The sequence below is a fragment of the Akkermansia sp. BCRC 18949 genome, from assembly GCF_045011645.1.
In the GTDB taxonomy this organism is placed as follows: domain Bacteria; phylum Verrucomicrobiota; class Verrucomicrobiia; order Verrucomicrobiales; family Akkermansiaceae; genus Akkermansia; species Akkermansia massiliensis.
This window is the reverse complement of sequence record NZ_CP123619.1, coordinates 2,048,628-2,073,082: the sequence shown is the minus strand read 5'-3', so window position 1 is coordinate 2,073,082 and position 24,455 is coordinate 2,048,628. Positions and strand designations below refer to the sequence as shown.

General features: G+C 59.5%; 21 protein-coding genes. 3 read left to right on the top strand and 18 right to left on the bottom strand.

Going from position 1 to position 24,455, the window contains the following annotated elements; all coding sequences use genetic code 11:
- Positions 1–340 precede the first annotated feature (340 nt).
- Positions 341–898, top strand: a complete 558-nt coding sequence (locus tag P8A25_RS08660) for a pentapeptide repeat-containing protein (RefSeq protein ID WP_215442255.1) — start codon at positions 341–343, stop codon at positions 896–898.
- A 106-nt stretch (positions 899–1,004) separates the two neighbouring features.
- On the opposite strand, the gene rsgA is transcribed toward P8A25_RS08660, so the two are convergent.
- The 4 genes from rsgA to P8A25_RS08640 all read right to left on the bottom strand — a co-directional run bounded on the left by rsgA (position 1,005) and on the right by P8A25_RS08640 (position 6,616).
- Positions 1,005–2,060: a ribosome small subunit-dependent GTPase A gene (rsgA, locus tag P8A25_RS08655; RefSeq protein ID WP_215442256.1), complete on the bottom strand. Its 1,056-nt coding sequence runs from the start codon at positions 2,058–2,060 to the stop codon at positions 1,005–1,007.
- Positions 2,057–2,836: a class I SAM-dependent methyltransferase gene (locus tag P8A25_RS08650; RefSeq protein WP_102726986.1), complete on the bottom strand. Its 780-nt coding sequence runs from the start codon at positions 2,834–2,836 to the stop codon at positions 2,057–2,059. The genes rsgA and P8A25_RS08650 overlap by 4 nt, the downstream gene beginning before the upstream one ends.
- 487 nt (positions 2,837–3,323) lie before the next feature.
- Entirely contained in the window at positions 3,324–4,682 is a 1,359-nt protein-coding gene (locus tag P8A25_RS08645) for an MFS transporter (protein ID WP_102722543.1), read from the bottom strand.
- Between the two features lie 158 nt (positions 4,683–4,840).
- The gene (locus P8A25_RS08640; protein WP_102728268.1) at positions 4,841–6,616 is read right to left on the bottom strand and encodes a peptidylprolyl isomerase; all 1,776 of its coding nucleotides are present in this window, start codon (positions 6,614–6,616) and stop codon (positions 4,841–4,843) included.
- Positions 6,617–6,946: 330 nt separating this feature from the next.
- Here P8A25_RS08640 and sufT point away from each other — a divergent pair, with 330 nt between their 5' ends.
- Both sufT and P8A25_RS08630 read left to right on the top strand, forming a co-directional pair.
- Positions 6,947–7,492, top strand: coding sequence for a putative Fe-S cluster assembly protein SufT (sufT, locus tag P8A25_RS08635; protein WP_102726990.1), 546 nt, complete (start codon positions 6,947–6,949; stop codon positions 7,490–7,492).
- A gap of 4 nt (positions 7,493–7,496) precedes the next feature.
- Entirely contained in the window at positions 7,497–7,970 is a 474-nt protein-coding gene (locus P8A25_RS08630; RefSeq protein ID WP_022396659.1) for a hypothetical protein, read from the top strand.
- A gap of 371 nt (positions 7,971–8,341) precedes the next feature.
- On the opposite strand, the gene P8A25_RS08625 is transcribed toward P8A25_RS08630, so the two are convergent.
- The 14 genes from P8A25_RS08625 to P8A25_RS08560 form a co-directional block, all read right to left on the bottom strand.
- Positions 8,342–8,494: a hypothetical protein gene (locus P8A25_RS08625; RefSeq protein WP_022396660.1), complete on the bottom strand. Its 153-nt coding sequence runs from the start codon at positions 8,492–8,494 to the stop codon at positions 8,342–8,344.
- 2 nt (positions 8,495–8,496) lie between these two features.
- Positions 8,497–9,387: a DUF3472 domain-containing protein gene (locus tag P8A25_RS08620; RefSeq protein ID WP_022396661.1), complete on the bottom strand. Its 891-nt coding sequence runs from the start codon at positions 9,385–9,387 to the stop codon at positions 8,497–8,499.
- A 377-nt stretch (positions 9,388–9,764) separates the two neighbouring features.
- A complete protein-coding gene (locus P8A25_RS08615; RefSeq protein ID WP_215442257.1) occupies positions 9,765–11,147 on the bottom strand; it encodes an NADH-quinone oxidoreductase subunit N in 1,383 nt (460 codons plus the stop codon).
- A 47-nt stretch (positions 11,148–11,194) separates the two neighbouring features.
- Positions 11,195–12,619, bottom strand: a complete 1,425-nt coding sequence (locus P8A25_RS08610; protein WP_102726993.1) for a NuoM family protein — start codon at positions 12,617–12,619, stop codon at positions 11,195–11,197.
- 21 nt (positions 12,620–12,640) lie between these two features.
- Complete coding sequence (gene nuoL / locus P8A25_RS08605; RefSeq protein WP_022396665.1) at positions 12,641–14,473, bottom strand: NADH-quinone oxidoreductase subunit L; 1,833 nt, start codon at positions 14,471–14,473, stop codon at positions 12,641–12,643.
- Positions 14,474–14,496: 23 nt separating this feature from the next.
- Positions 14,497–14,814, bottom strand: coding sequence for an NADH-quinone oxidoreductase subunit NuoK (gene nuoK, locus P8A25_RS08600; RefSeq protein WP_012420642.1), 318 nt, complete (start codon positions 14,812–14,814; stop codon positions 14,497–14,499).
- A gap of 27 nt (positions 14,815–14,841) precedes the next feature.
- Positions 14,842–15,642 (bottom strand): NADH-quinone oxidoreductase subunit J, encoded by an 801-nt coding sequence (locus P8A25_RS08595; RefSeq protein ID WP_215442258.1) that lies wholly within the window; start codon positions 15,640–15,642, stop codon positions 14,842–14,844.
- Between the two features lie 36 nt (positions 15,643–15,678).
- Positions 15,679–16,242 (bottom strand): NADH-quinone oxidoreductase subunit I, encoded by a 564-nt coding sequence (locus tag P8A25_RS08590; RefSeq protein ID WP_022396667.1) that lies wholly within the window; start codon positions 16,240–16,242, stop codon positions 15,679–15,681.
- A 32-nt stretch (positions 16,243–16,274) separates the two neighbouring features.
- Positions 16,275–17,543 (bottom strand): complex I subunit 1 family protein, encoded by a 1,269-nt coding sequence (locus P8A25_RS08585; protein ID WP_215442259.1) that lies wholly within the window; start codon positions 17,541–17,543, stop codon positions 16,275–16,277.
- A gap of 35 nt (positions 17,544–17,578) precedes the next feature.
- Positions 17,579–19,315 carry a molybdopterin-dependent oxidoreductase gene (locus P8A25_RS08580; RefSeq protein ID WP_251827955.1) on the bottom strand — a complete coding sequence of 579 codons (1,737 nt, stop codon included), beginning with the start codon at positions 19,313–19,315 and terminating at the stop codon, positions 17,579–17,581.
- 51 nt (positions 19,316–19,366) lie between these two features.
- Positions 19,367–20,767, bottom strand: a complete 1,401-nt coding sequence (nuoF, locus tag P8A25_RS08575; protein WP_102726997.1) for an NADH-quinone oxidoreductase subunit NuoF — start codon at positions 20,765–20,767, stop codon at positions 19,367–19,369.
- A 29-nt stretch (positions 20,768–20,796) separates the two neighbouring features.
- A complete protein-coding gene (locus P8A25_RS08570; protein ID WP_215442260.1) occupies positions 20,797–21,378 on the bottom strand; it encodes an NAD(P)H-dependent oxidoreductase subunit E in 582 nt (193 codons plus the stop codon).
- A gap of 49 nt (positions 21,379–21,427) precedes the next feature.
- Entirely contained in the window at positions 21,428–22,672 is a 1,245-nt protein-coding gene (gene nuoD, locus P8A25_RS08565; RefSeq protein ID WP_215442261.1) for an NADH dehydrogenase (quinone) subunit D, read from the bottom strand.
- A 333-nt stretch (positions 22,673–23,005) separates the two neighbouring features.
- Positions 23,006–24,439 (bottom strand): polysaccharide deacetylase family protein, encoded by a 1,434-nt coding sequence (locus P8A25_RS08560; protein WP_215442262.1) that lies wholly within the window; start codon positions 24,437–24,439, stop codon positions 23,006–23,008.
- Positions 24,440–24,455 lie beyond the last annotated feature (16 nt).

The following is a 24,455-nucleotide window of genomic DNA, read 5'->3' as shown; positions in this document are numbered from 1 at the left end:
CGCCGTATTCAGGATTCGGGGCGTAGCGTTGGCTCGTTTGGAACTATACGGATGGGAACAGGTAGATAGCAAATGGAGAGGGGCAACGCGTGTTTTGGCGCCGGCAGGGAGCATCCGGAATGGTTTTACCTTTTTCCGCAGCGCGTCAGCCGGACCTGCATTCATGCGCGGAGGCGGGACGGCTTGCAGACAGCCAGCTTTCATGCTAAAAGGCAGGGAAGGAAAGTAGAATAATTCGGCGGGTATGGAAGGAAAGTTTTCTCCTGCGTTCTGCTTCCCGGAAAACGGTGATTCCGGAACATTGAAGCAAACACGGAGCGGCAACTCCCATCAACATGATATGACTGAAAACGAGACCTTTGAGAAAGTGGATTTCCATGAAATGGAGCTGGATGATGAATACTATGATTGCGTATTCGTTGCGTGTGATTTTTCAAAGTTGGTCATCCGGAATACCGATTTTGAGAAGTGCGAGTTCAGGGCGTGCAATTTCACGCTGGCCAGCTTCAAGGGAGCCCTCCGGGATGTTGCCTTTGCCGACTGCAAGATGACTGGCGCAGACTTTACGGACATCGACAGTTTTTCGGACGGCCTGGTCTTTGAAAACTCGCATCTTGATTATGCCAGCTTTGTAGAAGCCAGGTTGCGGAAAACCGTTTTTCGCGGCTGCAAGATGTATGAGGGGTACTTCAATGACGCCGACATGGCGGAATCCGTTTTTGACCGCTGTGACCTGGAACGGGCCTCTTTCGTCGGAACCAATTTGGAAAAGGCTGATTTTTCAACCTCTTTCAACTTTTCGATCAATCCCGCCATGTGCAAGCTGAAAAAGGCGGTCTTTTCCCGGCATGGGCTGGAAGGGCTGCTCGCCCATCTGGACATTGACATCAGGGGATAGGAGCGCGGCCACGGTTTAACTGGAATACGGAATAGGCCGTTATAGCGGGTAAAACAAGAATGCGGGCATTCCCGTTTCAGGAATGCCCGCACCGTTTCAACGCAGGTTAGAATTTGGAATTCCGCTTCTTCACTTCCTCTACGAGCTTGGAAAGGGATTTTCCCTTTTTGCGCTTATCATGTTCCGAAGCGGAAAAGTATTCCGCTTCCCGCCGGAGCTTCAGATAGCTTTCATAAACCTCGCGGTCCAGCAGGCCGGTGTTCACTGCTTCCAGGACGGCGCATCCGGGCTCATGGATATGCCCGCAATCCTTGAAACGGCATGCCGCCGCGAAGTCGGAAATATCCAGCGCTTCTGCAAGGGAACCGGGCTGGCCGATCGCCAGGCCGAATTCCCGGACGCCCGGAGTGTCTATTAAAACGCCCGAACCGTCCATCAATACCATTTCCCGGCGGGTGGACGTGTGCCGTCCTTTGCCCGTGGAGGAGCTTATATGGGAGGTGGACAGGACCGGTTTTCCGCACAGCGCATTCACCAGGGAACTTTTCCCGACGCCTGAGGAACCGACAAACACCACTGTTTCCCCTTCCGGAATGGACTCCCGTAGCCGTAGAATCGACTGGGGTTCATGAATGCTTGTAAAAAATACAGGCATCCGGCGCTCCAGGTGTTTGACCTGTTCTTCAATGCCCTGCCTGTCAAACCCTAGATCGGCCTTGTTCAGCACCAGTACGGGTTTGATTCCCTCTTCCAATATCTGAACCATGAAACGCTCGGCTCTGCGGATATTGAAATTATCATCCAGGCTCTGGACAATGAATGCCTTGTCCACGTAAGAGGCGATGGCCTGCCTGTCGGAAACCGTTCCGCTTTTCCTGCGGTACAGGGTCCGTTCATGGGGCAGTAAATCCACGATGAGCCCTTTCGTTTCATCAAAAGGCTGGAAAATCACCCAGTCGCCCGTGCAGGGCAGTTCAAAGGCTGGTTTTTCATACATCATGTTTCCCCTTAATTCGCACTGGAACACTCCGTTCTCCGCCACGATCTCATAACACGTCCTGTGCACGATGGCGATGCGGCCATGGGGCAGGGCGCTGTACGTAGATTCCCGTTTGAGCCGGCTTAACTTCTCATTCCAGCCGTAAGCATTTAAATGAATCATTGTTCCATCTTTTTTGCGATGTAAAACACGTAGCCGTAGAATTCCTTGTACCTGCGGTATAATTCCTCTTCATGGCGCAGGGATGCGACTAATTCCGCAGCAGCTTCATTTCCCGGATATTGATGAAGGAACATTTCCTTCACGGGAACCTGCGGAGCGTAATAATGCTCCGTCCAGCAGTTTTCCGGCAGAATGAAGGAAGCGACAGGCACGTACCCGGCCCTCTGTATCTGGGCTATCTTATTGGGTATGGTGTCTATCTCCGGATACATGTCCATCCAGAAGCGGTGAATCTCTTCCGGACGTTCCGCGGTAAACCACGAGCTTTCGGAAACGGCCAGGTAGCCTCCCGGTTTCAGGAACTTGCGCCATTCGTTCAGCCCCCGTTCAAAGCCGATGTTGTAAATGGCCCCTTCCGACCAGATCAGGTCCAGTTCTTCTTCTGCAAAAGGGAGCTTGTCCATGGAACCGACGATGCCTTCTACCCTGTCCTGCAAGCCTGACTGCGTTGCCTGGCGGTTGAAGATGCGGATGAAGTCCGGGAACAGGTCAAGCCCCGTAACGCTTCCCTGAACATGTGCGGCAAGCGTCCTGGTCTGTCCGCCCGTGCCGCAGCCGAGGTCGGCGATGCGGGATTGTCCGGTCAGATTGTCAATGAAGCCGAGGGCCTTGAGGGTAGCCTCCGGGCTGCCGGGGCCCTGCCGTTCCAGGCGCGAGAAATATTCGCAGATGAAATTGAAATCGAATTCGTGAATTGTTTTGTTTTTATTACTCATTAATTTAGTAAATGTTGTATGCCATGAGGGCACGGCACAGCGGCGCCGTCATCGTGGCAGATAGATTAACGTTGAAATTCCAATAATACGGAACTTCCTCCCGGAAGGGATCATCCGGGAGCAAACAAAAGGGGACAACCGCTACGGAAAGTACCGGTTGTTTACAAGGCCGAGGCCGATTTAAATGAAGTATTAAACATGAAGCAAAGATATATCGTCTTGTGCCGGACTGGAAATGCGCTGCCGATAAGATTGTTTCAGAAGCAACTTTTCCGGTGCGGCGGGGAACAGGGGTAAATCCCCGTTCGCCTCATATCTTCTCTGTAATTTGTATTTCCAATACTTTCCCGAAAGTATGCCCGCGGACAGGATGTGCGGGCCGTGCCGGAATTTCGCACGGTCCGGCTGTCTTTTTCAAGACATTATTATGTCTGCTGTTCTCCGGAGCCGGAAAAAACGTCATTCCCGCGCGTCGGGGATGCTTCCTCTACTCCGTCTTTCCGTACCTGCGCGCCCGGAAGGAATAGGCCACCGCCACCACGGCGGCGAGTATGGCGTACAGGATGAAGCGGTCCGTGGAGATGGCGTTGGCGGATTCTCCGTTGGACAGGAAAAAGGTGATGGCGGCCACCAGCATGTTGCCTGCAAAGATGGTGAGGTTCCAGAAGCTGGTGATGACGCTTTTCAAATGCAGCGGAGCCTGCGTGTAGGCGAATTCGAGGCCGGTGGTGCTGAGCAGGATCTCGGAGATGGTGAGCACGCAGTAGGGGATCAATTGCCACGCGATGGACATGGAGGCGCCTCCCTCCAGCCTGTATTGCAGGAAAGCGACAATCAGGAACGTCACAGAGCTCAGGGCCAGCCCCGTTCCAAGGCGCACCAGGGGCCGCGCCAGCGTCACCACCTTCGGATAGACGAATACGGTGATCAGTGGAATGAACACCATCACGAAAATGGGATTGGCCGCCTGGATTTGCGCCGGCCCGATGGACCAGTCTCCGCCGCCCGGGAGCGGGATGGAAAGGGGAATCATCCTGCTGCCCTGGGCCACCCAGGAGGAGGCCGTCTGTTCAAAGATGGACCAGAAGGGAATGATGAAGACAAAGATGGAGAGGATTTTCAGGATGTGCCGGGCGTCCTCCACGGCGGAAGCTCCGCAGCGTTGCTCCGCATTCTTCCAGCCCCCGTGGAACAGGACGATGAAGAGCACTTTCCAGAAGCCGGCGCGGCCGTTGTTGCGTTCAGGCGGCGTTCTGTGGTACTTCTTGCGGCCCAGCCAGAAGACGAAGGTGGCGATGCCCATGAAAATGCCCGGAACGGCAAACGCCCAACTGTACCCGTAATGCTGTTCCATGGCCGGAATGACCAGGAAGGAGAAGAAGGAGCCCAGGTTGATAGCCCAGTAAAAGGCATTGAAGGCCTTGGTCATCAACTGCGGGGATTTGTCCGGAATCTGGTCCCCCATGAAGGCGGAGACGCAGGGCTTGATGCCTCCCGCGCCCAGCGCGATGATGAACAGGCCCGTCATCAGGATGTAACGGCGCGCTTCAATGGTATGGAAGAGGTCCGCCGTGGCCAGGACTCCGTGCCCTACGCAGTAAAGCAGGGAAATGTAAAGAATGGTCTTGTACCGGCCCCATACCTTGTCCGCCAGCCATGCGCCCGCCAGGGGAAGCAGGTAAACCATTCCCGCGAAGACGTGAAGGGTGGCGGTGGCCCAGTTTTCGCTCATCAGCAGGTGGCCCGTCATGTACAGCATGAGGATGGACTTCATGCCGTAGAAGCTGAAGCGTTCGCAGGCTTCCGTTCCGATGATGTACCTGGACTGGGCGGGGAGGGCGCTCATGGATGATGAAGGGGGAAGGGGGGCAGGGATGGCGGAACAAGGGCAATAAAAATGATGGCCCCGGTGCGGGGGCCATCATAGGAAGGTATTTTGGCGGCATTCCGCCCCTGTGCGGCGGGACACGGGGGTAATGACGGCTGCCATGGAAAGGAAGGGTGTTAGCGTTCCTGGTTCAGGATGGGGGCGATCTCCACCTTGTACTGGGCGATGCACGCTTTCAGCCAGTCCAGCATGATCATGGATTTGGCCTGGGCGGTCAGGGCCGGGGCAATCTGCTGGGTGGCCTTGATCTGGAACTCCGGCGTATCCTCCAGTTCGCGCTTGACGAGCTGGGTCAGCAGGATGCCGTCCCCCGTGTTGATGGGCTGGGCCATCCGGCCGGGGTTAATGACGGAAACCGCCTGGAACACTTCTTCAGGAACCGGGAGTTCCTTGGGCGGAGCCAGGCGGGAATTCATGGCGCGGTCCAGAAGGGCCTGGAGTTCTTCCTGGCTTCTGGCGTTTTGGAGGTTGACGCTGCTCAGGAGGGCGTTCGGATTGATGAAGGGACCGTAGGCGGCGGTCTTGGCTCCGGCCTTCCCGGCGATGGCGTTGAACTGTTCCACGGGCTTTTCAGCCTTCTGCAATTCCGTGTTGAGTTCGGCGGCGGCCTTGTTCATGGATTCCACGGTCATGCTTTCCAGCAGGTCGGCGCGGGCGCTGTTGCGGGCGGTTTCATAAGGCAGCGCCTTTACCGGGGTAACGCCTTCCAGGCGGACCAGGACGACCTGTCCGTTTTCCAGCACCTGCATGGTGCTGATCTGTTCGGCTCCGGTCTTGGCGCGCGCTTCTTCAATGGCCTTGGCGTCCGCATCCGCATTCAGGGCGGGGGCTCCCGTCAGGGAGAAGGCCACGTCCAGCAGGGTGGCGCTGCGTCCGTCGGAGGCGGACTGGTTGATCGGCTGGTTGATTTCCTGGGGCGCATTCTTGCGCGTCACGGCCGTGTAGGACTTCTTCTCCATCTTGCAGACGTCGGGAGTCTTGGCCAGGGCTTCACTGATGGCCTGGTCCATGTTCCTGCCGTTGGTGGCGTTCAGCGGTTCCCAGATGTCATTTTCCACCAGGTTCATGGTTTCCATGGTGGCGTTGGAAATATCGCCGGGCTTGGGAGCCTGGGCATCGCCCGCGGGGGTGAAGGTGTACACGGTGAAGAAGCGGGCTTCCTCGTTCTTGTAATTTTCCTTGTGCTTGTCCCAGAAGGTTTTGATTTCCTCTTCTCCCGGGTCCGTCTTGGGACGGAAGGCGCTCTTTTCCAGGAAGGCGGTGTTGACCGTGATCTGCTGGCTGTTGGACTCCGCCACGGCTTCGGCAAAGCCGGATTCCACGGAAATGCCGCCGGTCAGCACGTCCTTGATGCGCACCAGGCTGATGGTGTCTTCCATCAGGCCGCGCAGCAGTTCCTCCTGAAGCTTCTTGCCCATGTTGCCGCGCATGGAAATGAAATTGTCGTACTTCCGGGGGTCGAAGACGCCCTTCTCATCCTGGAATTCGGGAATGTTGCAGATGGCGTCGTCAATCTCCGTAGTATTGGGCGTCAGGCCCAGCCGGCTCGCCTCCCTGCGGATGATGCCGCGGTAGGCCAGGAAAGCGGCGTTGGGATTATTCGTTTTCAGCAGGTGGCAAAGTTCCCGCAGGCTTTCTTCCGAGCTGAAATTGTCCTGGAGCAGCGGGCCGAAGGTGGAAGGGAAGGAGAAAGCCACGGACAGGCCGGTTCTGCCCATGCTGTTGTAATCCTTTTCTCCGTAAGACTTGCCGTCCACGGAAACGAAGGTTTGCTTGAACATGCCGGTCAGGGAGCCGCCGCTTACGTCCCCGCCGATGAACATGAGGCCCACAAACACCAGGGCCATGGCTGCCATGATGACGATTGTATGTTTACGTAAGTAATCTAACATGGAATGTTAAGTTGAAGATGCGCGTGTGGCCGGTCCCGGACTGACGGCAGCCTGGACAGCCCGGACCTTTTACACCTTTTCCCGCCGCTAGGCAAGAACGAAGCTTTCCGCTTCCGGCGGCTTTTCCAAAACATTGCGGCATGCGCTTTCCTGTCATGAAGGGCGTTTCCGGTCACGGCAGAACAGTTTTTGACCTCGACGGTGATGCAAATACCCCTTATGTTGCTCCTGCGCGGAAGGTTCCGGATGCCGCAGGGCGGTCCGGCCTCGTGGGGCCTGTTCCCTCCCGCGCATGTCCGTAGCCGGATGTTCCTTTAATCGCAAGGATTTATGCTGAACCAGGTAGTAGAACTCAAAAGAGAAGTGACGGCGGTCCAGATCCCCAGCGGGGATGTGCTCACGCTGCCGGAGGGGGAACGCGTGTATATCACCCAGATACTGGGCGGCTCCTATACCGTGGCTACGGACCATGGCTTGGCCCGCATCTCCAGGGAAAATGCGGACGCCCTGGGAGCGGAAGCGGCGGAAGCCTCCCCGGAGGCGGCTGCACTGGATGAAAACGCCACGCTTGAAGAACGGGTATGGGATACGCTGAAATGCGTGTACGATCCGGAAATCCCCGTGGACATCGTCAACCTGGGCCTGATTTACGACGTGACCGTCATCGAGCTGGAAAACGGCCTGCATCACGTGGCGGTCAAAATGACTCTTACGGCGCCCGGCTGCGGCATGGGACCCCATCTGGTGATGGAGGCCAAGGACCGCATTGAAGCGCTGGAAGGCGTGGAGGCCGCGGATGTGGAAATGGTGTGGGACCCCCCCTGGAACCAGGACATGGTCAGTGAGGAAGGCAGGATGAAACTCGGATTGATCTGACTCCATGCCGGTGACATTGAAATTATCCGACGACGAGGCGCGCGATCTGGCGGAAATGCTTTCCACCGCCGCCACGGTGGCCGCCTCCAACCAGCAGGATGGGGCGGAAGGACGCCTGGTGGCGTGGGGAAAGCTGGTCTCCCGGCTGATGGAGGAACTATCCGCCACGCCCAAACTGAAGGGCCGCATTGCCTACGCGGACGATCTGGGCGGTTACGCCTTCACCCGGGAATATGAGGAAAACGCCTTTTTCCAGGACTGCCTGGACGAGTACCGGGACAACATTTTCTGGGCGGACCTGGTGACGCGCATGGCGGACAAGGCCATCAGCGAACACCTGGGGCCGGAGTACTTTGAAAGCATGCCGGAGGAGGAACGCCGCCGGACGGCGGAAGCCCTGGAAAAATCCCTGTGGCAGGAATGCGCCAGGTACGGCATTGACCGGCTGGGTTTCATCCTTCCCCCGTCGGACGGTTAAAAGGGAAAATTGTTCAAGGAATATCCGTGAACCGGATACTGCCTGAATGGCGGACGGCCCGGACTGCATGCGTGGATGCGCTGGGGATGGCTGGCGCGTGCGTCGTGCGTTTGCGTGGCTATTGAGCAGATGGACGGCGTATTTATCCTGTTCCAGGTTTTTGGCTGGCACGCGTTGCGGAAGCGCCGCAAGCCCTGCGTCAGCTGAAATGAAAAACGTCCGGCAGGGGGTACTGGTTTTCAGGATAAAAAGTCCGCTGGCGCTCAGTTTTACCTTGGGGGCCGCGGGGGGCTGCGGCAATCCCCGGATGGGCAGGACAAATCCGGGCAGTTTCCGCGGACCGGGAATTGTTCATGCGCCGGGCCGGAGCCTTATTCCTCCGGGTCCTCCGGCATGGGAGGGGTGGGGCTGCCCAGGTGTTCCGTCTCCTTGGGAGTGGAGAGCACCTTGTAATACGCCCATGCGGCGGCGGTCAATACGCCGCCGATGGAAACGATCATGGTTAGCCAGCCGGTAAGGGACATGATTATTTGATGTTCTCCTGAACGAGCCTGGTGACGACTTCATCAGGCTGGACAGGATTGGCATCCTGGGGCAGGGGACGGTTCTGGAACAGTTTGAAATCCGTCATTTTTGTTTCTCCGCCCGTCTGGAGCAGAACGGAACCGTTGGGCTGGATGTCTGCCATGACGTTGGTGGAGGGGGTGGGATCGCCGGTGAACGTCACGCTGGTGTTGGGGTGCCATTTGCCGTCCTTGTACGCGAAGCTGGGGCCGAAGAAGGCGCCGCGGGCTTTCTTGGCGGATTCAAAGTTGCGCATGAAGTCTTCCACGAATCCGACGGAGAAGGAAAGTTCCTTTTCCGAGGAATGCGTTTTCCATTTGGAAATGAGGTCCCAGGACTTGTCCTTGTTGTTGAAGTAGTAGCCGCTGATTTCCTTGAATTTCCCCATCTTTTTGACGCAGACGAGGAAACGCATGTTTTCCCCGACGGTCCAGGGATAGTCCACGAAGCTCTGGCCGCCCGTTCCTTCGCCGCCGAAGCGGCCGGAGCGCGCGTTTTCACCCAGCTTTACCAGTTTGGTGCGCTCTTCTTCCGGCACGCTGTTGGGGTTGTCCCCATGGGCCACCGGGTCCCAGATGGAAAAGATAATGACTTTTTTACCGTTGGACTGTTCCTGAAAGCCGATGTAGCCGTCGTCAAAATTCATGGCGCAGAAGTAGGTGCCCGGAACGGATGTCTTGGCTTTCACTTCATTGTACAGGGCGCTCGCCTGGGCCGGGTGGCCCTGCTGCATGACATGGACGGAACGGCACTGGCGTTTTGCCAGCAGTTCCGGGTCTTCCTGGGCATGCAGGAGAGTGGTTCCGGAGAACAGGGCGGCGCAAACGACGGCTGTGGCGGAGAAAAGACGCATGGTTTTGAATGATTGATTGATGGTTGGCCGCTCTCCGTCCGGAGGGATGGAGGCTAGCAAATAATTAGTACGGGCTAATTACGTTTGCCCTGTGGGAAATCTCGCATGGAAACTGCACTTTTTTCAAGATTTTTTCGGCATGAGCATTCCGGAGAAATTCATGAAACTGGGGGAGAACCGCAAGCCTTTACGGCAACCGGAATTGCATATCCGGAAGGACGCCCCCATGATGTGGTCTTCCATTTGTTTGCTTTCGTTCAATGCGGCTGATTGATTCCTTTAACTGCCGCAAAGGCCCGCGGCGCTTCCGGAATGAAGAAGGCCGTCCCGCGCGGATGCGGGAACGGCCTTCGGGATGATGAACGGGAAGTGTCGTTCTACCGGATGGGGTTCAGGAAGAGGGGCATCAGGCCTCCCAGCACGATGAAGATGGAGAAGGCCGCCAGCATCACTCCGGAAATGACGGGAACCTGTACGGGGTCCGCGTCTTCTGCGGGCTTGTCCCAGTACATGGAGCGGATGACCTTGAAGTAGTAGTAGAAGCCGGAGGCCGCGCAGATGATCATGACGGGGAGCATCCAGCTCAGGTACAGGCCCGTGTTGATGACGTGCACGAAGGAGATCATTTTGGCGAAGAAGCCGGCCGTCAGAGGCACGCCCGCCAGGGAGGCGAACATGATGGTGACGGCCAGGGCCAGCCGGGGATTGGTCTTGCCCAGGCCGCGGAAGGCGGAGATTTCCTCGCTCCCGCGCTGGATGCGGATCATGGCGAGGGCGAAGAAGGCGCCGAAGGTCATGACCAGGTACACGGCCAGGTAGAACGGGGCGTTCGGGGCAAGCCGCCCATCCACGGTGCCGATGAAGAGGGGAAGGATGAAGCCGGCCTGCGCGATGGAGGAATAACCCATCATGCGCTTCAGGTTGGTCTGCGGAATGGCGCCCAGGTTGCCCACCAGCAGCGTAGCCGCAGCCATCAGGGCCACGACGAATTCAACGGGGGGCAATGCGGCGAAGGGAGCCAGAATGATGTTGAGCAGGGCGAAGCCGGCCACCTTGGAGGCTACGGAAAGGAAAGCCGTCACCGGAGTGGGTGCGCCCTGGTATACGTCCGGAATCCACAATTGCATGGGAACCGCGCCGATTTTGAAGGCCGTACCGAGCAGCAGCATGGCGAGGGCCAGGTACATGGCGGGGGCCGTCTGGCCCGCCAGCGCGTGGCTGACGATGGCTCCGTCATAGATGAAGGTTCCCGTGACGCCGAAGTACCAGGCCAGGCCGAAGACGAGGAAGCCCGTGCTGACGGCGCCCAGAATCAGGTACTTGATGCCCGCTTCCGTGGAGCCCAAGTTCCGGCGGAAGTAGCCCACCATGATGAAGGAGCTCAGGGTAAGCACTTCCAGGGAGACGAACAGTTCCACCAGGTTGGAGGCCTTGCACAGGGAGGTGATGCCCACGCAGGCCAGCAGGGGAAGGATGTAGAATTCCCCCGTGCCGTCCTGGGACTTGGAGTCGTTGGAAGAGAGGTTGATGACGGCCCGGAAGTCCACGGACAGCAGCAGGGTGACTGCCGTGGCGACAAGCGCCAGGATGATGTAGACGTTGTCATAGAGTCCCCCCATGTAGAAGGGGAGCATCGCCAGGGCACCCGCTGCGCCAATCAGCCCGAAGACGAATTTGGGCGTCTTTTTGCAGAAGGTCTCGGCCAGGAGCATAAGCATCGCCAGGCCGGCCAGGATGAATTCCGGAATATACGCTTGCATGGGTAAAAGAAGATCGGGTTAAACTTGAATTGTATTCGGAAGGAAAATCAGGAGAAGAACTGGAGCACCAGCGTAGGGAAGAAGCCGAAGACCGCCAGGGTGATCGTCAGGAAGTAGTTGGCCGCCCGTTCGGAAGGCAGCAGTTCCGTGGCGTAGGCTGCGGCCTTGGAGAGGTCCCCCTGGAAGATGTTGCGGTAGGCCCTCAGCATGTACACCGCGCCGATGACCAGGCCCCAGAGGCACAGAATGGTGGCGATCTGGACAGGGCCAAAGCTGTCGTTAAATCCGGCGAAGCCGGAGAAGAAGACCATGAATTCCCCCGGGAAGTTGGCGAGGCCGGGGAGGCCGATGGAGGCCATGCCCGCCAGGCCGAAGACGAAGGCCATGCGCGGCAGTCTGGTGCTCAGGCCGCCCAGGGAGTTGATTTCCAGCGTGCCGGTCTGCTTTTCAATCTGTCCGCAGAGCAGGAAGAGCAGGGCGATGGTCAGGCCGTGGGCCAGCATCAGCAGGGCGGCCCCTTTCAGCGCCCAGGGGTTGGCTTCCGCGGAACCGGAGGCCACCAGGGCGGCGAAGGCCAGGAAGATGTAGCCCATGTGCATCACGGAGGAGTTGCCCAGGAGCAGATCCAGCCTCTTCTGGTTGACGGTTACGTAGCCTACCCAGATGACGTTGCAGACGAGCAGGACAAGGAGGATGTTCGTCCAGGGGAGGAAGCCAGTTTCCATCAGCGGCTGGAACATGAAGAGTCCGTACAGGCCGAACTTCTTGAGCACGCCCGCATGCATCATCGCCACCGGAGCGGGGGCGGAGGCATACGCGGGGGCTGCCCAGGAGTGGAAGGGGAAGAGGGAAATCAGCGTGCCGAACCCGGCGATCAGCAGGGCGCCGATGAGTTCCGCGTGGGCGAGCTCACGGCCGCCGGCCATAAAGTCTTTCAATCCGGAGAAGGTGAAGCCCGCCTGCGTGCCGATCATCAGCAGGGCGGCCAGCAGCACCATGGAGGCAAGCCCCAGGTAAAGCGTGGCTCGCCAGGCCGTGGTGCGGCGGTCGCCGCGTCCGTACAGGCCGATCATCACGAAGGTGGGGATGAGGGCCAGCTCATGGAAGGCGAAGAAGGAGATGATGTTGTCGGACAGGAAGGCCCCGGTGGCGCCCGCGGAAATCAGCAGGGCGGAGTTGTACCAGGAGGCTTCCCCTCCCTTGGGCGGGTTGGTTCCCAGCACGGTGGCGAAGGTCACCAGGATGGTCAGCAGCAGCATCACTTTGGCCAGGGCCGGGGCCAAGGTGAGCTGGAGGTCCATCCCTTCAAAGCGGGACCAGCAGGAGGAGCAGCCGTCAAAGCTAACCAGGGCCCAGATGCCGAGGGCCAGCGTCAGCGCGGCGCTGAGCAGGGCTGTCGGGCGTGCGGGCGCCTTGCACAGACCGATGAGGGCCGTGGCAATCAGAGGAATGAGAACAAGCCAGATAAGCATGGTGTGTGATTGGTTGGTAGGTTAGCAGGAATAGAAGACGGTGAAGTAGATGACCAGGAGCAGGCCGATGCCGAAGAGGGCCGTGTAGGCGGCCATGCTGCCGGACTGGAGGCGGCGCAGCAGGGACCCGACGGCGGCGGTCAGCCGCGCCAGGCCGCCCACGATGAGGCCGGAGATGATGAACTGGTCCATGAAGTCGATGATGGCGGCCAGGGAGCCCTGGATGCCCCTGACCAGCACCTTGTCATAGAACCAGTCAATGTAGAGGCGGTTGGCGAGGGCGCGGGAGACGGCATTGCCGGAGAGCTTGTCGGAGGCCGGGGAGCCCGCATAGAAGACGGCCGCCAGCAGGATGCCGAGCACCAGCGCGCCCATGGAGACGTAGAAGGGCATGCCGATATGGAAGCTTTCGGAAACGAACCCGTTGAAGGGCACCAGCCTGTCAGCCATGAAGCCGTAGCCGGAGATGAGGGCCAGCACGGCCAGAATCAGCAGGGGAACCAGCATGAGGCCGCCCACTTCCGTGGCGTGTTCCGAGCTGTGGCTGCGGCTCTTGCCGAAGAAGACCACGAAGATCACGCGCATCATGTAGAAGGTGGTCAGCAGGGCCACGCCCGCGCCGATCCAGAAGAAGACCGGGTTTTTGTGCAGGGCGGCTTCCAGAATGGCTTCCTTGGAGAAGAAGCCGGACGTGAACGGAATGGCGACCAGCGCCATGGTCGCGATGATGAAGGTAAGGGAGGTCAGCTTCATGCGCTTCATGATGCCGCCCATTTTCCAGATGTCCTGTTCATGGTGGCAGGCGAAGATGATGGCGCCCGCGCCCAGGAAGAGCAGGGCCTTGAACCAGGCATGGGTGAAGAGGTGGAACATGGCCGCTTCCCCGGCCAGCAGGCCCAGGGCCATGACCATGTAGCCCAGCTGGGAGAGGGTGGAGTAGGCCAGCACGCGCTTGATGTCATTCTGCTGGGTGGCCATGAAGGCGGCGATGACGGCCGTGACGGCGCCGATGACGGCAATGACGTTGCAGGCTAGGGCGGGGAAGGCTTCCACGCCGATGGAGTACTGGACGCGCACCATCATGTACACCCCGGCGGCCACCATGGTGGCCGCATGGATCAGGGCGGAGACGGGGGTGGGGCCTTCCATGGCGTCCGGAAGCCACACGTGCAGCGGGAACTGGGCGGATTTGCCCACCGCCCCACAGAAGAGGCACAGCACCGTGATGTTCAGCAGGGTTTCACTGAGGCCCGCGGGCATTTCCATCAGGCTGAAGTCCAGCGTGTTGGTCAGCGCCCAGAGGGTCAGGATGCCGATCAGGAAGCCGAAGTCCCCCACGCGGTTGCAGATGAAGGCCTTTTTGGCGGCGTTTGCGGCGGCGTCCCTGGTGTACCAGTGGCCGATGAGCAGGTAGGAGGAAAGGCCTACCAGCTCCCAGAAGATGAAGGTCATGGCGATGTTGTTCGCCAGGACGATGCCCGTCATGGAGAACATGAAGAGGCTCAGGCACGCGAAGTAGCGCGTTTTCGCCTTGTCGTCCGCCATGTAGCTCAGGGAGAAGATGTGGACCAGCAGGCCGATGCCCGTGACCACCAGCATCATGCGGGTGGAAAGGGGGTCCAGCACAAAGCCCAGGTCAACGGAAAAGACGTCGGAGATCGGAAGCCAGGAGAAGGAGTCCGAGCCGGTCTGGTCCAGCAGGCCCAGGGAAAGAACGAAGGTCGCCAGGCAGGAGAAGGTGGAGGTGAGGGCCGCGACGTTCGGGCGCCGGGTCAGCAGGAACCAGTTGAAGGCGGCTACGACCAGCGGCAGGAAGAGCAGGAGCCAGGTGTATTGAATATCAATATTAAACATGTTCTTGAAGTGGTATGTTGCTCTTAGTCTTTCAGCGTGTTGAGGTCCTGCGTGCTGGCCGTGCGCCTGGCCCGGTACAGGGAGACGATGAGGGCCAGCCCGATGGCTACTTCCGCCGCGGCGATGGTCAGGATGAAGATAGACAGGGCCTGTCCGTCGTAATTGGGCAGCCCCATGGTGCCCTGGGCGCGTGAAAACGCCACCAGTGACAGGTTGGCCGCGCTGAGCATCATTTCCAGGCACATGAAGATGACGATGATGTCACGCCGGACAATCACCCCCATCAGGCCGATGGCGAACAGGACGCCGGAGAGGATCAGGTAATGCGTAAGAGGTATCATGATGATGGCTGTGGTAAGGGGTTCGGGTTATTTGCCGGAGGGGCGGCGGCTCAGCACGACGACGCCGATGGAGGCCACCAGCAGGGCCAGCCCGGCGATGACCAGGCTGCGGTTATACTTGTCAAACAGGGTGCGGCCCAGCAGGGCGGTGTCCGGGAATTCCCCGTTGTCTATTTCCGCGCGGATGGTGGTGCCTTCCGGATAGAGGTGTGCGGAACATTGGGGGGAGAGGGGAGGGAGGGTGATGGACGGTGCTATGCCGCAGGTGGAATGGAGCAATTGGTCAAGAGATGCCTTGGTGATGGCATAGTCCGATCCTCGTGTGCATCCGCCGGAAGCAACGCAGGGTTTCTGCGCGCATTCCCCGGAAAGGTTGTTGGTTTCCGTTTTCCCGGAATTGGCGCTGTCCTGGCCGATCTTCAGATCGTTCCACGCCTGTTCCGCGGTGGCCATCGGGCAGCGGTGCGTTTCCTTCGCGCCGGGCAGGGAGTAGATGATGCCGATGAGCTGGCCCAGGAAGAGGCCGGCAATGATGACGCCGATGGCGACGGATACGGGCCGCCGGAAGGGGGAGGTTTCCCGCTTCACGTTCAGAAGCATGATGATGAACGCGAAGAGCACCATGATGGCTCCGGCGTATACCAGAATCTGGAGAATGCCCAGGAAGTGGGCGCCCAGCCCGATCATGACGGCGGCCGTGGCTCCGAAGGAGAGGGCCATCATCATGGCGGAGGAAACGGGGTTGCGCATGAAGACGACCATCAGGGACAGGATCACGGCCAGGGCCCCGAAGATGTAAAAGAGTATGTCACTGGCAAAAATGTTCATAACGTACGGAAATTGGAGTGAATGTTTCGGGGTGATTTATTTGTATTGGTTCCACTTGTTGACCAGTCCCTTGCGGGTGCCGCCCATTTCGTAGAGCTTGGCCTTGTTGTGGATGGCCTGGGCTTTGTCCGTGGGGGTGAACAGGTAGTCCTGGCTCATGAAGATGGCCTGTTCCGGGCAGGCTTCCTCGCACATGCCGCAGTAGATGCAGCGGAGCATGTCGATCTGGAATTCCCTGGGCGCTTTTTCCACCTTGCCCCAGGGGCCTTCCTTGATGGCGCCGGGGGTGATGGTGATGGCGCGGGCAGGGCAGATGAATTCGCAGAGCTGGCAGGACACGCAGCGTTCGCGGCCGTCTTCCCCCTTCACCAGGACGGGAGCCCCGCGGTAGTATTCCGGCAGGTGCTTGTCCCAGCGGAATTCCGGGTACTGCATCGTGACGCCTATGCCGGAGCCGGCCAGTTCCTTCTTGTTGCGGGATTTGCCCAGTAGAGCCAGAACGAGGTGCTTGATGGTGATCCAGAGACCGCCAAGGATGGATTGCAAGTAGAACCGCTCTCCGAGGGAAATCTTCGGGCGCTTGATCGTTTTGAAGGCCATAATAGTGATGTTGTCGGGATGAAGAAGGTTGATTACTTGACGAAGTATAGGATGGCGGCCGTGATGAAGATATTGATGACGGCCAGTTCAAAGAAGACCATCCAGCCGAGCTTCATCACCTGGTCGTAACGGAAGCGGGGGAGCGTCCAGCGCACCCAGACGAAGAAGAAGACGAAGAAGAGGAGCTTGAGCACGTACGCGATGAGCTGGCAGATGACCGCCACCCAGTTGGCTACGTGTTCGTTGAGCCACCCGTCCAGGCCGAAGCCGATGGACCAGCCGCCCAGGAACAGCGTGATGACCAGGGAGGAGCCCACCACCATGGCGGCGTATTCACCCATGAAGAACTGCGCGAATTTCATGGAGGAGTATTCCGTGTGGTAGCCGCCCACGAGGTCCGTTTCACATTCGGACATGTCAAAGGGCGTGCGGTTGGCTTCCGCAAAGATGGAGGTCAGGAAGATGATGAAGCTGATGGCGATGGGAACCAGCAGGATCCAGCGCTGCCAGCTCAGGCCCTCGCCCCACACGGGAAGCAGCAGCCATCCGTTGGCGGCCTGGTATTCCACGATGTTGGAGAGGTCCAGCGTGCTGTAAATCATCAGCACGGGGATGATGGAGAGGCCCATGCTGATTTCATAGGAGATCATCTGGGCGGAGGAGCGCACGCCGCCCAGGAAGGGGAATTTGGAGTTGGAGGACCATCCGGCCAGCACCAGGCCGTATACGGAGAGGGAGGAGATGGCGAACATCCAGAGGGGGCCTACGCTGAGGTTGGCCACCGCCATGTTTACGTTGCCGTAGGAGGTGTGAAGGTCTCCGGCAAAGGGGACCACGGCCGCCGTCATCAGCGGGGGGGCCAGCACCAGGATGGGGGCGATCCAGAAGTACACGCGGCGCACGAAGGGAGGCGTGAAGTCCTGCTTCAGGAACAGCTTGCCGCCGTCCACCATGGGCTGCACGAGGCCGAAGATCGGAATGTCGCGGTCCAGGCGGAAGAAGCGGCACAGGTTGGCGATTTTGCCGTCGTGGGGAAGGCCGAAGTAGTCCAGCGTCTTTTTAAACGGCAGGTCTGACTTAGCCCCGAAGCGGCGGAAGATGCTCAGCGGGATGCCGGCGCGGTTGGGCCCCACGCGGTCCTGAATCCAGGCGGCCACCCGGCGTTCAATGTACACGCAGACCGGAATGAACAGGATGGTGATGGCGAAGCAGATGACGATTTTGATCAGCAGGGTGATGAGGTAGAACCACACAGGGTTGCTGAGCACTTCGTCGCAAAAGGTTAGAATCGAATCAATCATGGCGGATTAACAGGTTGTGTGCGTGTGAAGTGTGATTAGCGGCCCTGGCTTTTTTCATGTTCCACCACGGGGATGGTGACGCCGGTTTCCAGAATGGGCTGGCCCCCGTCTCCGATGGAGCCCCAGGTGACGCCGTTAAGGGCGCCGTATTCCGTGCTCATGACGGTGAGGACGTCCAGGGCGGAGTTGAAGTCTTTCAGCGCGGGGTTGCCGCCCAGCAGAAGGGTGATGTCCCGGAGAATCTGCCAGTCATCCCGGGCGTAGCCCACGGGCTGGATGGCGCGGTTCAGGCGCTGGATGCGGCCCGTGACGTTGATCATGGTTCCGAATTTTTCAGCATACGTGACGCCCGGCAGAACCAGGTCCGCATGGCGCGCCGTTTCATTCACGCTGTGGGCGGTCATGAACAGGTAGTCCAGCTTTTTCAGGTCTTCCGCCGTGAAGCCGGCTTCCGGGGCGGTGAGGTCTTCCCCCAGCGTGAGGATGCCCTTGATGGAGCCGTTGCGCACGCCGTCGCGGATGGCGGCCAGCCTGGAGCCGGGTTCAATGCCCAGCACCAGTTTGGCCCCGTTCGTGTTCGGGTTGCGGTCCGCGGCAATCAGCATGCCGTCGCTTTCTCCCATGCGGGGGACGATGTCCACCATGTCCGTGCCGATTTGCGCGGCCAGGTGGCGGACCATGTAAAGTTCTTCATTGGTCATGCGCCCGGAGGCGATGATGGCGAGCTGGTGCGGGGCGACGCGCTTGACGGCTTCCGTGACGGAGGCCAGGGCGGGCTCCCAGGTGGACGGGCGGTGCGGAGCTCCCGCGTCCGTGCGTATGACGGGCTGGGGAATGCGCGTTTCCGCATTGATGTATTTGTAATTCAGGCGGTGGGAGTCCGGCATCCAGCAGGAGTTCACGGCGTCGTTCGGGCGCGGGGTGATGCGGTACACCTTTTCTTCACGCGTCCAGAGGATGATGTTGGTGCCCGTGCCGCAGTCCACGTCAATGGTCTTGGTTTCCTTCAGGAACCAGACGCGCATCTTGAAGCGGAAGTCCTTGGAGGTAAGGGCGCCTACCGGGCAGAGGTCCACGGTGTTCAGGGAGTAGTTGCTGTCCAGCTCGCGGCCCGGATAGACCGTGATGGCGTTGAAGGTGCCGCGCTGGGCCATCGTGAGAACTTCGTCATGCATGATGTCGCGCATGAAGCGCACGCAGCGGCCGCAGAGCACGCAGCGCTCCTGGTCCAGGTTCACGCGCGGGCCGATGCTCAGGTTCTTGCCTTTCTTGGTCTTCTTTTCCTCATAGCGGCCTTCCACCTGGCCGTAGTCGTTGGAGTATTCCTGGAGCTTGCATTCCCCGGCCTGGTCGCAGATGGGACAGTCCAGCGGATGGCTGGTAAGCAGGAATTCCATCACGCCGCGGCGCGCCTCGCTGGCGAGGGGGCTGTCCGTACGGATGCCCATGTTTTCCGCCACCGTGTTCGCGCAGGAGATGATGGGGCGCGGCATCCACTGGATGCGCTGGTAGCCGTTTTCATCATAGGAGGGAGTCTGGCCCGGAGCCAGCCTGGGCGGCATCCCCTGTTCCACCATGCACATGCGGCAGGAGCCGACGACGGCCAGCTTGGGGTGGTAGCAGAAGCACGGGATGGGAACGCCTACGGAACGGCAGGCGTCTGCAATCCGCGTGCCGCGCGGGAACCGGTGCCACGTTCCGTTGATCTGGACGTTCACCTTGCCTTCCTCGGCGGCAATGTCTTTGGGGAGTTTGGAAGCTTCTTCACTCATGATGACGGATGGGAGGGAAATGGTATTGAAAAGTGGTGTTGCGTTCTGCTGTTAGCGGGTGAGGAAACGGGTTTGTTCCCGGCCTTCCCTGGTATGGGGCAGGCAGGCGTTGAAAGGGTCCGTCAGGGCCACGAATTCCTCCTTGAACTTGGAGACCATGGCCTGGGTGGGCCAGGAGGCGGCTTCACCGAAGGCGCAGACCGTTTTCCCTTCAATCTGGTTGGCCACTTCAATCAGCAGGTCCACGTCTGACGGCGCGGCCTTGCCTTCCAGAATGCGGGTGCTGAGCTTCATCATCCACGGGCAGCCTTCCCGGCAGGGGGTGCACTGGCCGCAGGATTCATGCGCGTAAAAGCGGTTGATGTTGTTCATGGCCCAGGGCATGGAGCGGGAGTCGTCCATGACGATGACCGCGCCGGAGCCGGACATGGAGCCGTGCTGGGAGATGCTGTCCAGGTCCAGCGGAATGTCGAAGAAGGAGATTTTGCCCATGGTGCCGTCCGGGTTCTGCACCTTGTATTCCACATCCGTGCGCATGACCTTGGAGGAGGAGCCGCCGGGAATGACGGCCTTGAACTCGCGGCCGTCCCGCGGGCCTCCGCAGACGTCATACAGCAGTTCGCCGAAGGTCATGGAGCCGGAAACGATTTCATAGAACCCCGGGCGTTTCACGTCGCCGGAGACGCCGATGATGCGGGTGCCGGGGGAGCGCCGGGCACCTTCCTGGCTGTAGGCTTCTCCGCCCATGGCGATGACGTGCTTCACCTGGCAGAGGGATTCCACGTTGTTCACGATGGTGGGGCAGCCGTACAGGCCGATGGCGGCCGGGAAGAAGGGAGGCTTGATGCGCGGGTAGGGGCGCTGGCCTTCCAGGGAGTTGAGCAGGGCCGTTTCCTCACCGCAGATGTAGGCGCCCGCGCCGCGGTGCACGTGGATTTCCAGATCGTAGCCGGAACCCTGGATGTTGCTGCCCAGGAAGCCGCGTTCGCGCGCTTCCTGAAGGGCCTTGAGCATGATTTCCGCGGCCATGGGGAATTCCTCCCGCATGTAGATGTAAGCCAGGTGCGCGCCTACCGCGTAGCTGGAGATGACCATCCCTTCAATGAGCTGGTGGGGGTCCTGGTGGACGATGTAGCGGTCCTTGAAGGTGCCGGGTTCGGATTCGTCGCAGTTGCAGACCAGATAAACGGGCTTCGTGTTGTTCGGCGGAATGAAGGTCCACTTCACGCCTGTGGGGAAACCCGCGCCGCCGCGGCCGCGCAGTCCGGATTTTTTCACCTCGTCAATGACGGCCTTCGGCTCCATGCCGAGCGCCTTTTTCAGTTCCTCATAGCCGCCGTCGGCCAGATAGCAGTCAATGGAAGTGTTCCATCCTTCGCGGTTGACGTTTTTCAGGATGCGGCGCGTTTCCCTGGGGTGGGGTTCTTTACCGGGAAGATAGGTGATGCTCATGGCGAAAATCTGGTGCGGGGTGGAAAGGGTTAGGCGTTCTGGTGCTTGGCGATCACTTCCTCCAGCAGTTCCGGAGTGACTTTTTCATACAGGAGGTCGTTGACCATCATGTTGGGGCCGAATCCGCAGTTGGCCAGGCATTCCACTCCCTCCACGCTCCACAGGCCGTCCGGGCTGACGCCGATGGGGTGGTGGTGGTCAATGCCGCTCTTGTCAATGCCCAGGCGCGTGCAGATGGTGTCAAAGAGGCTGTCCGCTCCTGCCATGGCGCAGGAGAGGGTGCGGCACACGCGGATGTGGGTCTTGCCGGGGCACATCTGGCGCAGGCCGGGATAGAAGGTAACCACGCCCAGCACGTGGGCGGCGGAGATGTTCAGTTTTTCACCCACCCAGGCGATGGCGTCTGCGCTGATGAAGCCGAATTTTTTCTGGATTTCATGCAGGATGGGGAGTACGGCGGATTTCTGCTTGCCTTCCGGATAATGCGTGACGTATTCGCTGGCGGCGGCGTCAAGCTCCGGCGTTACTTTAAAGGCCGGGTAGAACCGTTCGCCCGGGCTGGGCTGGTGGGCGATAGTCGCGTCGATGGCGTTTTCAGCGTAATCGGACATGGGGAGGAAATTTGGTGTTTGAGTTGGAAAGGAAAAGAGGAGCGTGTGTTTAGCGGTCGCATTCGCCCATCACGAAGTCGAAGGAGCCGAGAATGGCCGGAACGTCGGAAACCAGGTGGCCTTTCAGCAGTTCCGGCAGGATGGACAGGTTGCAGAAGGAGGGGGAGCGCATGCGCAGGCGGTTGGGAAGGCCGCCGCCTTTGGAGTCCAGGAAGAAGCCCAGCTCGCCCTTCGGGTTTTCCGCGGCAAAGTAAACCTGCCCGGCGGGGGCGTTCACGCCCATGGTGGTGGTCATGAACTGGCGGATCAGGGATTCCATGTCCGTCATGACCTTTTTCTTTTCAGGCAGCGTGCCCTTGGTGTCCACCATGTTGATGGGGCCGTCCGGCATGGTTTCAATGACCTGGCGGATGATGCGCAGGGATTGGCGCATTTCTTCGATGCGCACGGTAAAGCGGTCGTAGCAGTCGCCGTGTTCACCCACGGGAACGTCGAATTCGTAATTTTCGTAGCCCAGGTAGGGGTTGGTTTTGCGCAGGTCGCGCTTGACGCCGCTGGCGCGCAGGTTGGCTCCGGTAATGGCCCAGGAGAGCGCCTTTTCACGGCTGATGACGCCCACGCCCTGAAGGCGGTCGATGAAGATTTTGTTCTTGAGCAGCAGGGCTTCCGTTTCATCCAGGGTCTTGGCGGCTTCATCACAGAAGACGAGCACTTCCTTCAGCATTTCATTGGGGACGTCGCGCGTCTGTCCGCCGATGCGGGTGTAGGAGGAGGTGAAGCGCGCTCCGGTGAGCTGTTCGTAAAAGTTATGAATTTTTTCGCGTTCCTCATAACAGTACAGGAACACGGTCATGGCGCCTACGTCCATGCCGTACACGCCGACGCCCAGGATATGGGAGGAAAAACGGGAAAGCTCCAGGGCCAGCACGCGCAGGGCCTGCCCGCGGGGCGGCAGCTCCCAGCCCAGCAGTTTTTCCACCGCGCAGGCATAGGCGATGTTGTTGGAGAGGGGGGCCAGGTAGTCGAAGCGGTCGGTGTAGGGGACGAACTGGTTGTACTGGATGGTCTCCCCGATCTTTTCCATGCCGCGGTGCAGGTGGCCCACCACCGGATCGCAGCTAATGATCTCTTCTCCATCGAGTTCCAGCACCAGCCGCAGCACGCCGTGGGTGGCGGGGTGGGAGGGGCCCACGTTCAGGGTCATCGTTTCTCCGAGCGGTTCGGAAGTATTGGTGAGATAGTCTGCGTTAGCGGCTGTATCTGCAATGGCGAAAGTTTTAGTGCTCGTCTTCATGTGGATGTCCGTGCCTGGCTGAACCTGATAATGGTGCCGAATGATTATGCCACTTCACACCATGCGGGCAAGCCAAATGTCAGTTTTTTTGGCATTCCGGGGGAGCTTTCCGTGTTGATGCGGAAGTCTCCTCAACTTATGAATGTTAGTTAATTCTAACAATGAATGCCGCAGGGGATGGTGATGGATATGGTGCGGAGGGATTTGGAATCCGAAAGCAATTTGCGAGGGCGCGGGAACCCTGAGGCGCGGAGATGCTTGTCCGGTGGAAAGAGCCTGAAAGGCGAGAAATCACCTCCCTTTATTTTTCCCGGCTGTCCGTACGGGCCCTATTTATTTAACGACGTTCTGGGGAATGAAGTGCATTTCCTGCTCCGCAATGCCGAATTGCCAGGTGGCCGTCTGCCAGAGATTGGCGGAGAGGTTTTTCCACCGTACCTGCACCGTTACGGGGCTGAGGCGCAGGGGGCGGGAGGGCGACCATTTCAGGATTTTCTCCTTGGGGTCAAACTGGGCGTTGACCAGGCCGAAGCCGGAGACGCGCATTTCCACCTGCTTGGGATCAAAGGCGGGTTCACGCGCCAGGGAAATGGAGATGTCCGGGCTCTGGCTCTTCACTACAGTATTGGCCGCCGGATAGACGGGCTGGGCCGGAGCGGGATAGGAGTCCAGCGTGTTCCCTCGATTGTTGCCGGGCGTGGCCGCCGGAGTTTCCGGAGCGGTGGGGACATTGAAGTTCAGGGCTTTGGTGAAGGTCTTGGGATCCTTGCCGAAGACCATGTAGCGGTGCACGCGCCAGCGGTCCGTGTCCTTGGTCACTTTTTTGGGAATGACGGTAAAGGCCGCCTGGAATCCGGCTTCCTCCGCCTTCGTAATCATGTCCGGCAGGACGAAGCCGCCCGGGTAGCAGTAAGCCTCCACGGCGGAGCCGGGGAACCTTTCCCGGAGGATTTTCCGGGAAGCAGCTATTTCCGCCTCCGCCAGGTCCAGCACCCCCTGGGCTCCCTTCCGCTGGGCGGCGCGCCAGGATTTGGGGTACAGGTGGCTGACGGAGTGGCTGCCCAGCGTGGCGCCGTTGTCCAGCATTTCCTGAATCTGGTCATGGCTCATGGCGGAGCCGCGGCCCGTAATGAATTTGGTATAGGGGAAAACGGTGAACGGGAATCCCGTTTCCTTCAGGATGGGGTAGGCGTCCGTATAAACGCTCTTCCAGCCGTCGTCAATGGTGATCATCACGCATTTGGCGGGAAGCTGCCTGCTGCCGAGTTTCCATTCCAGGAACTCCTTCATGGAAATGACGGGAACGCCGCTGGCCTTCAGCGCCTGCATCTGGGCGCGGAACACGTCCGTATTCATGCGCATTTCCGTGGCGGGCAGGGTGCGGCTGAAGTCATGATAGCCCAGGATGGCAACGCGGGTTTCATGCTGGGGAACCGGAACGGGGGAGAAAGCCGTGGGAGGAATGACCGGGACCGGGCCTGCGGGCTGAACCGGGGCACGCAGGTGTGTTTCTCCGGGGATAGGCTCCGCATTAGGGATGGGCTCCGCGGAGGGAATGGAGGCGCCCGTTTCTCCCGGAATGGGTTCCGCCATGGGGATGTTTTCATCCCTCCGGTTGGCTTCAATCAGTTCCCGGACGGGAACAACGCCGGCAGCCGGGTCTCCCTTGATGGTGCCTCCGATGACCGGGCCGGGCGCCAGGGGAAGGGGCGCTGCAGGCGGCAGGTCAGGGGGGAGTTCGGCCCATGCGGCACCGGCTGCAATCATGAAAATGGAAAGGAGG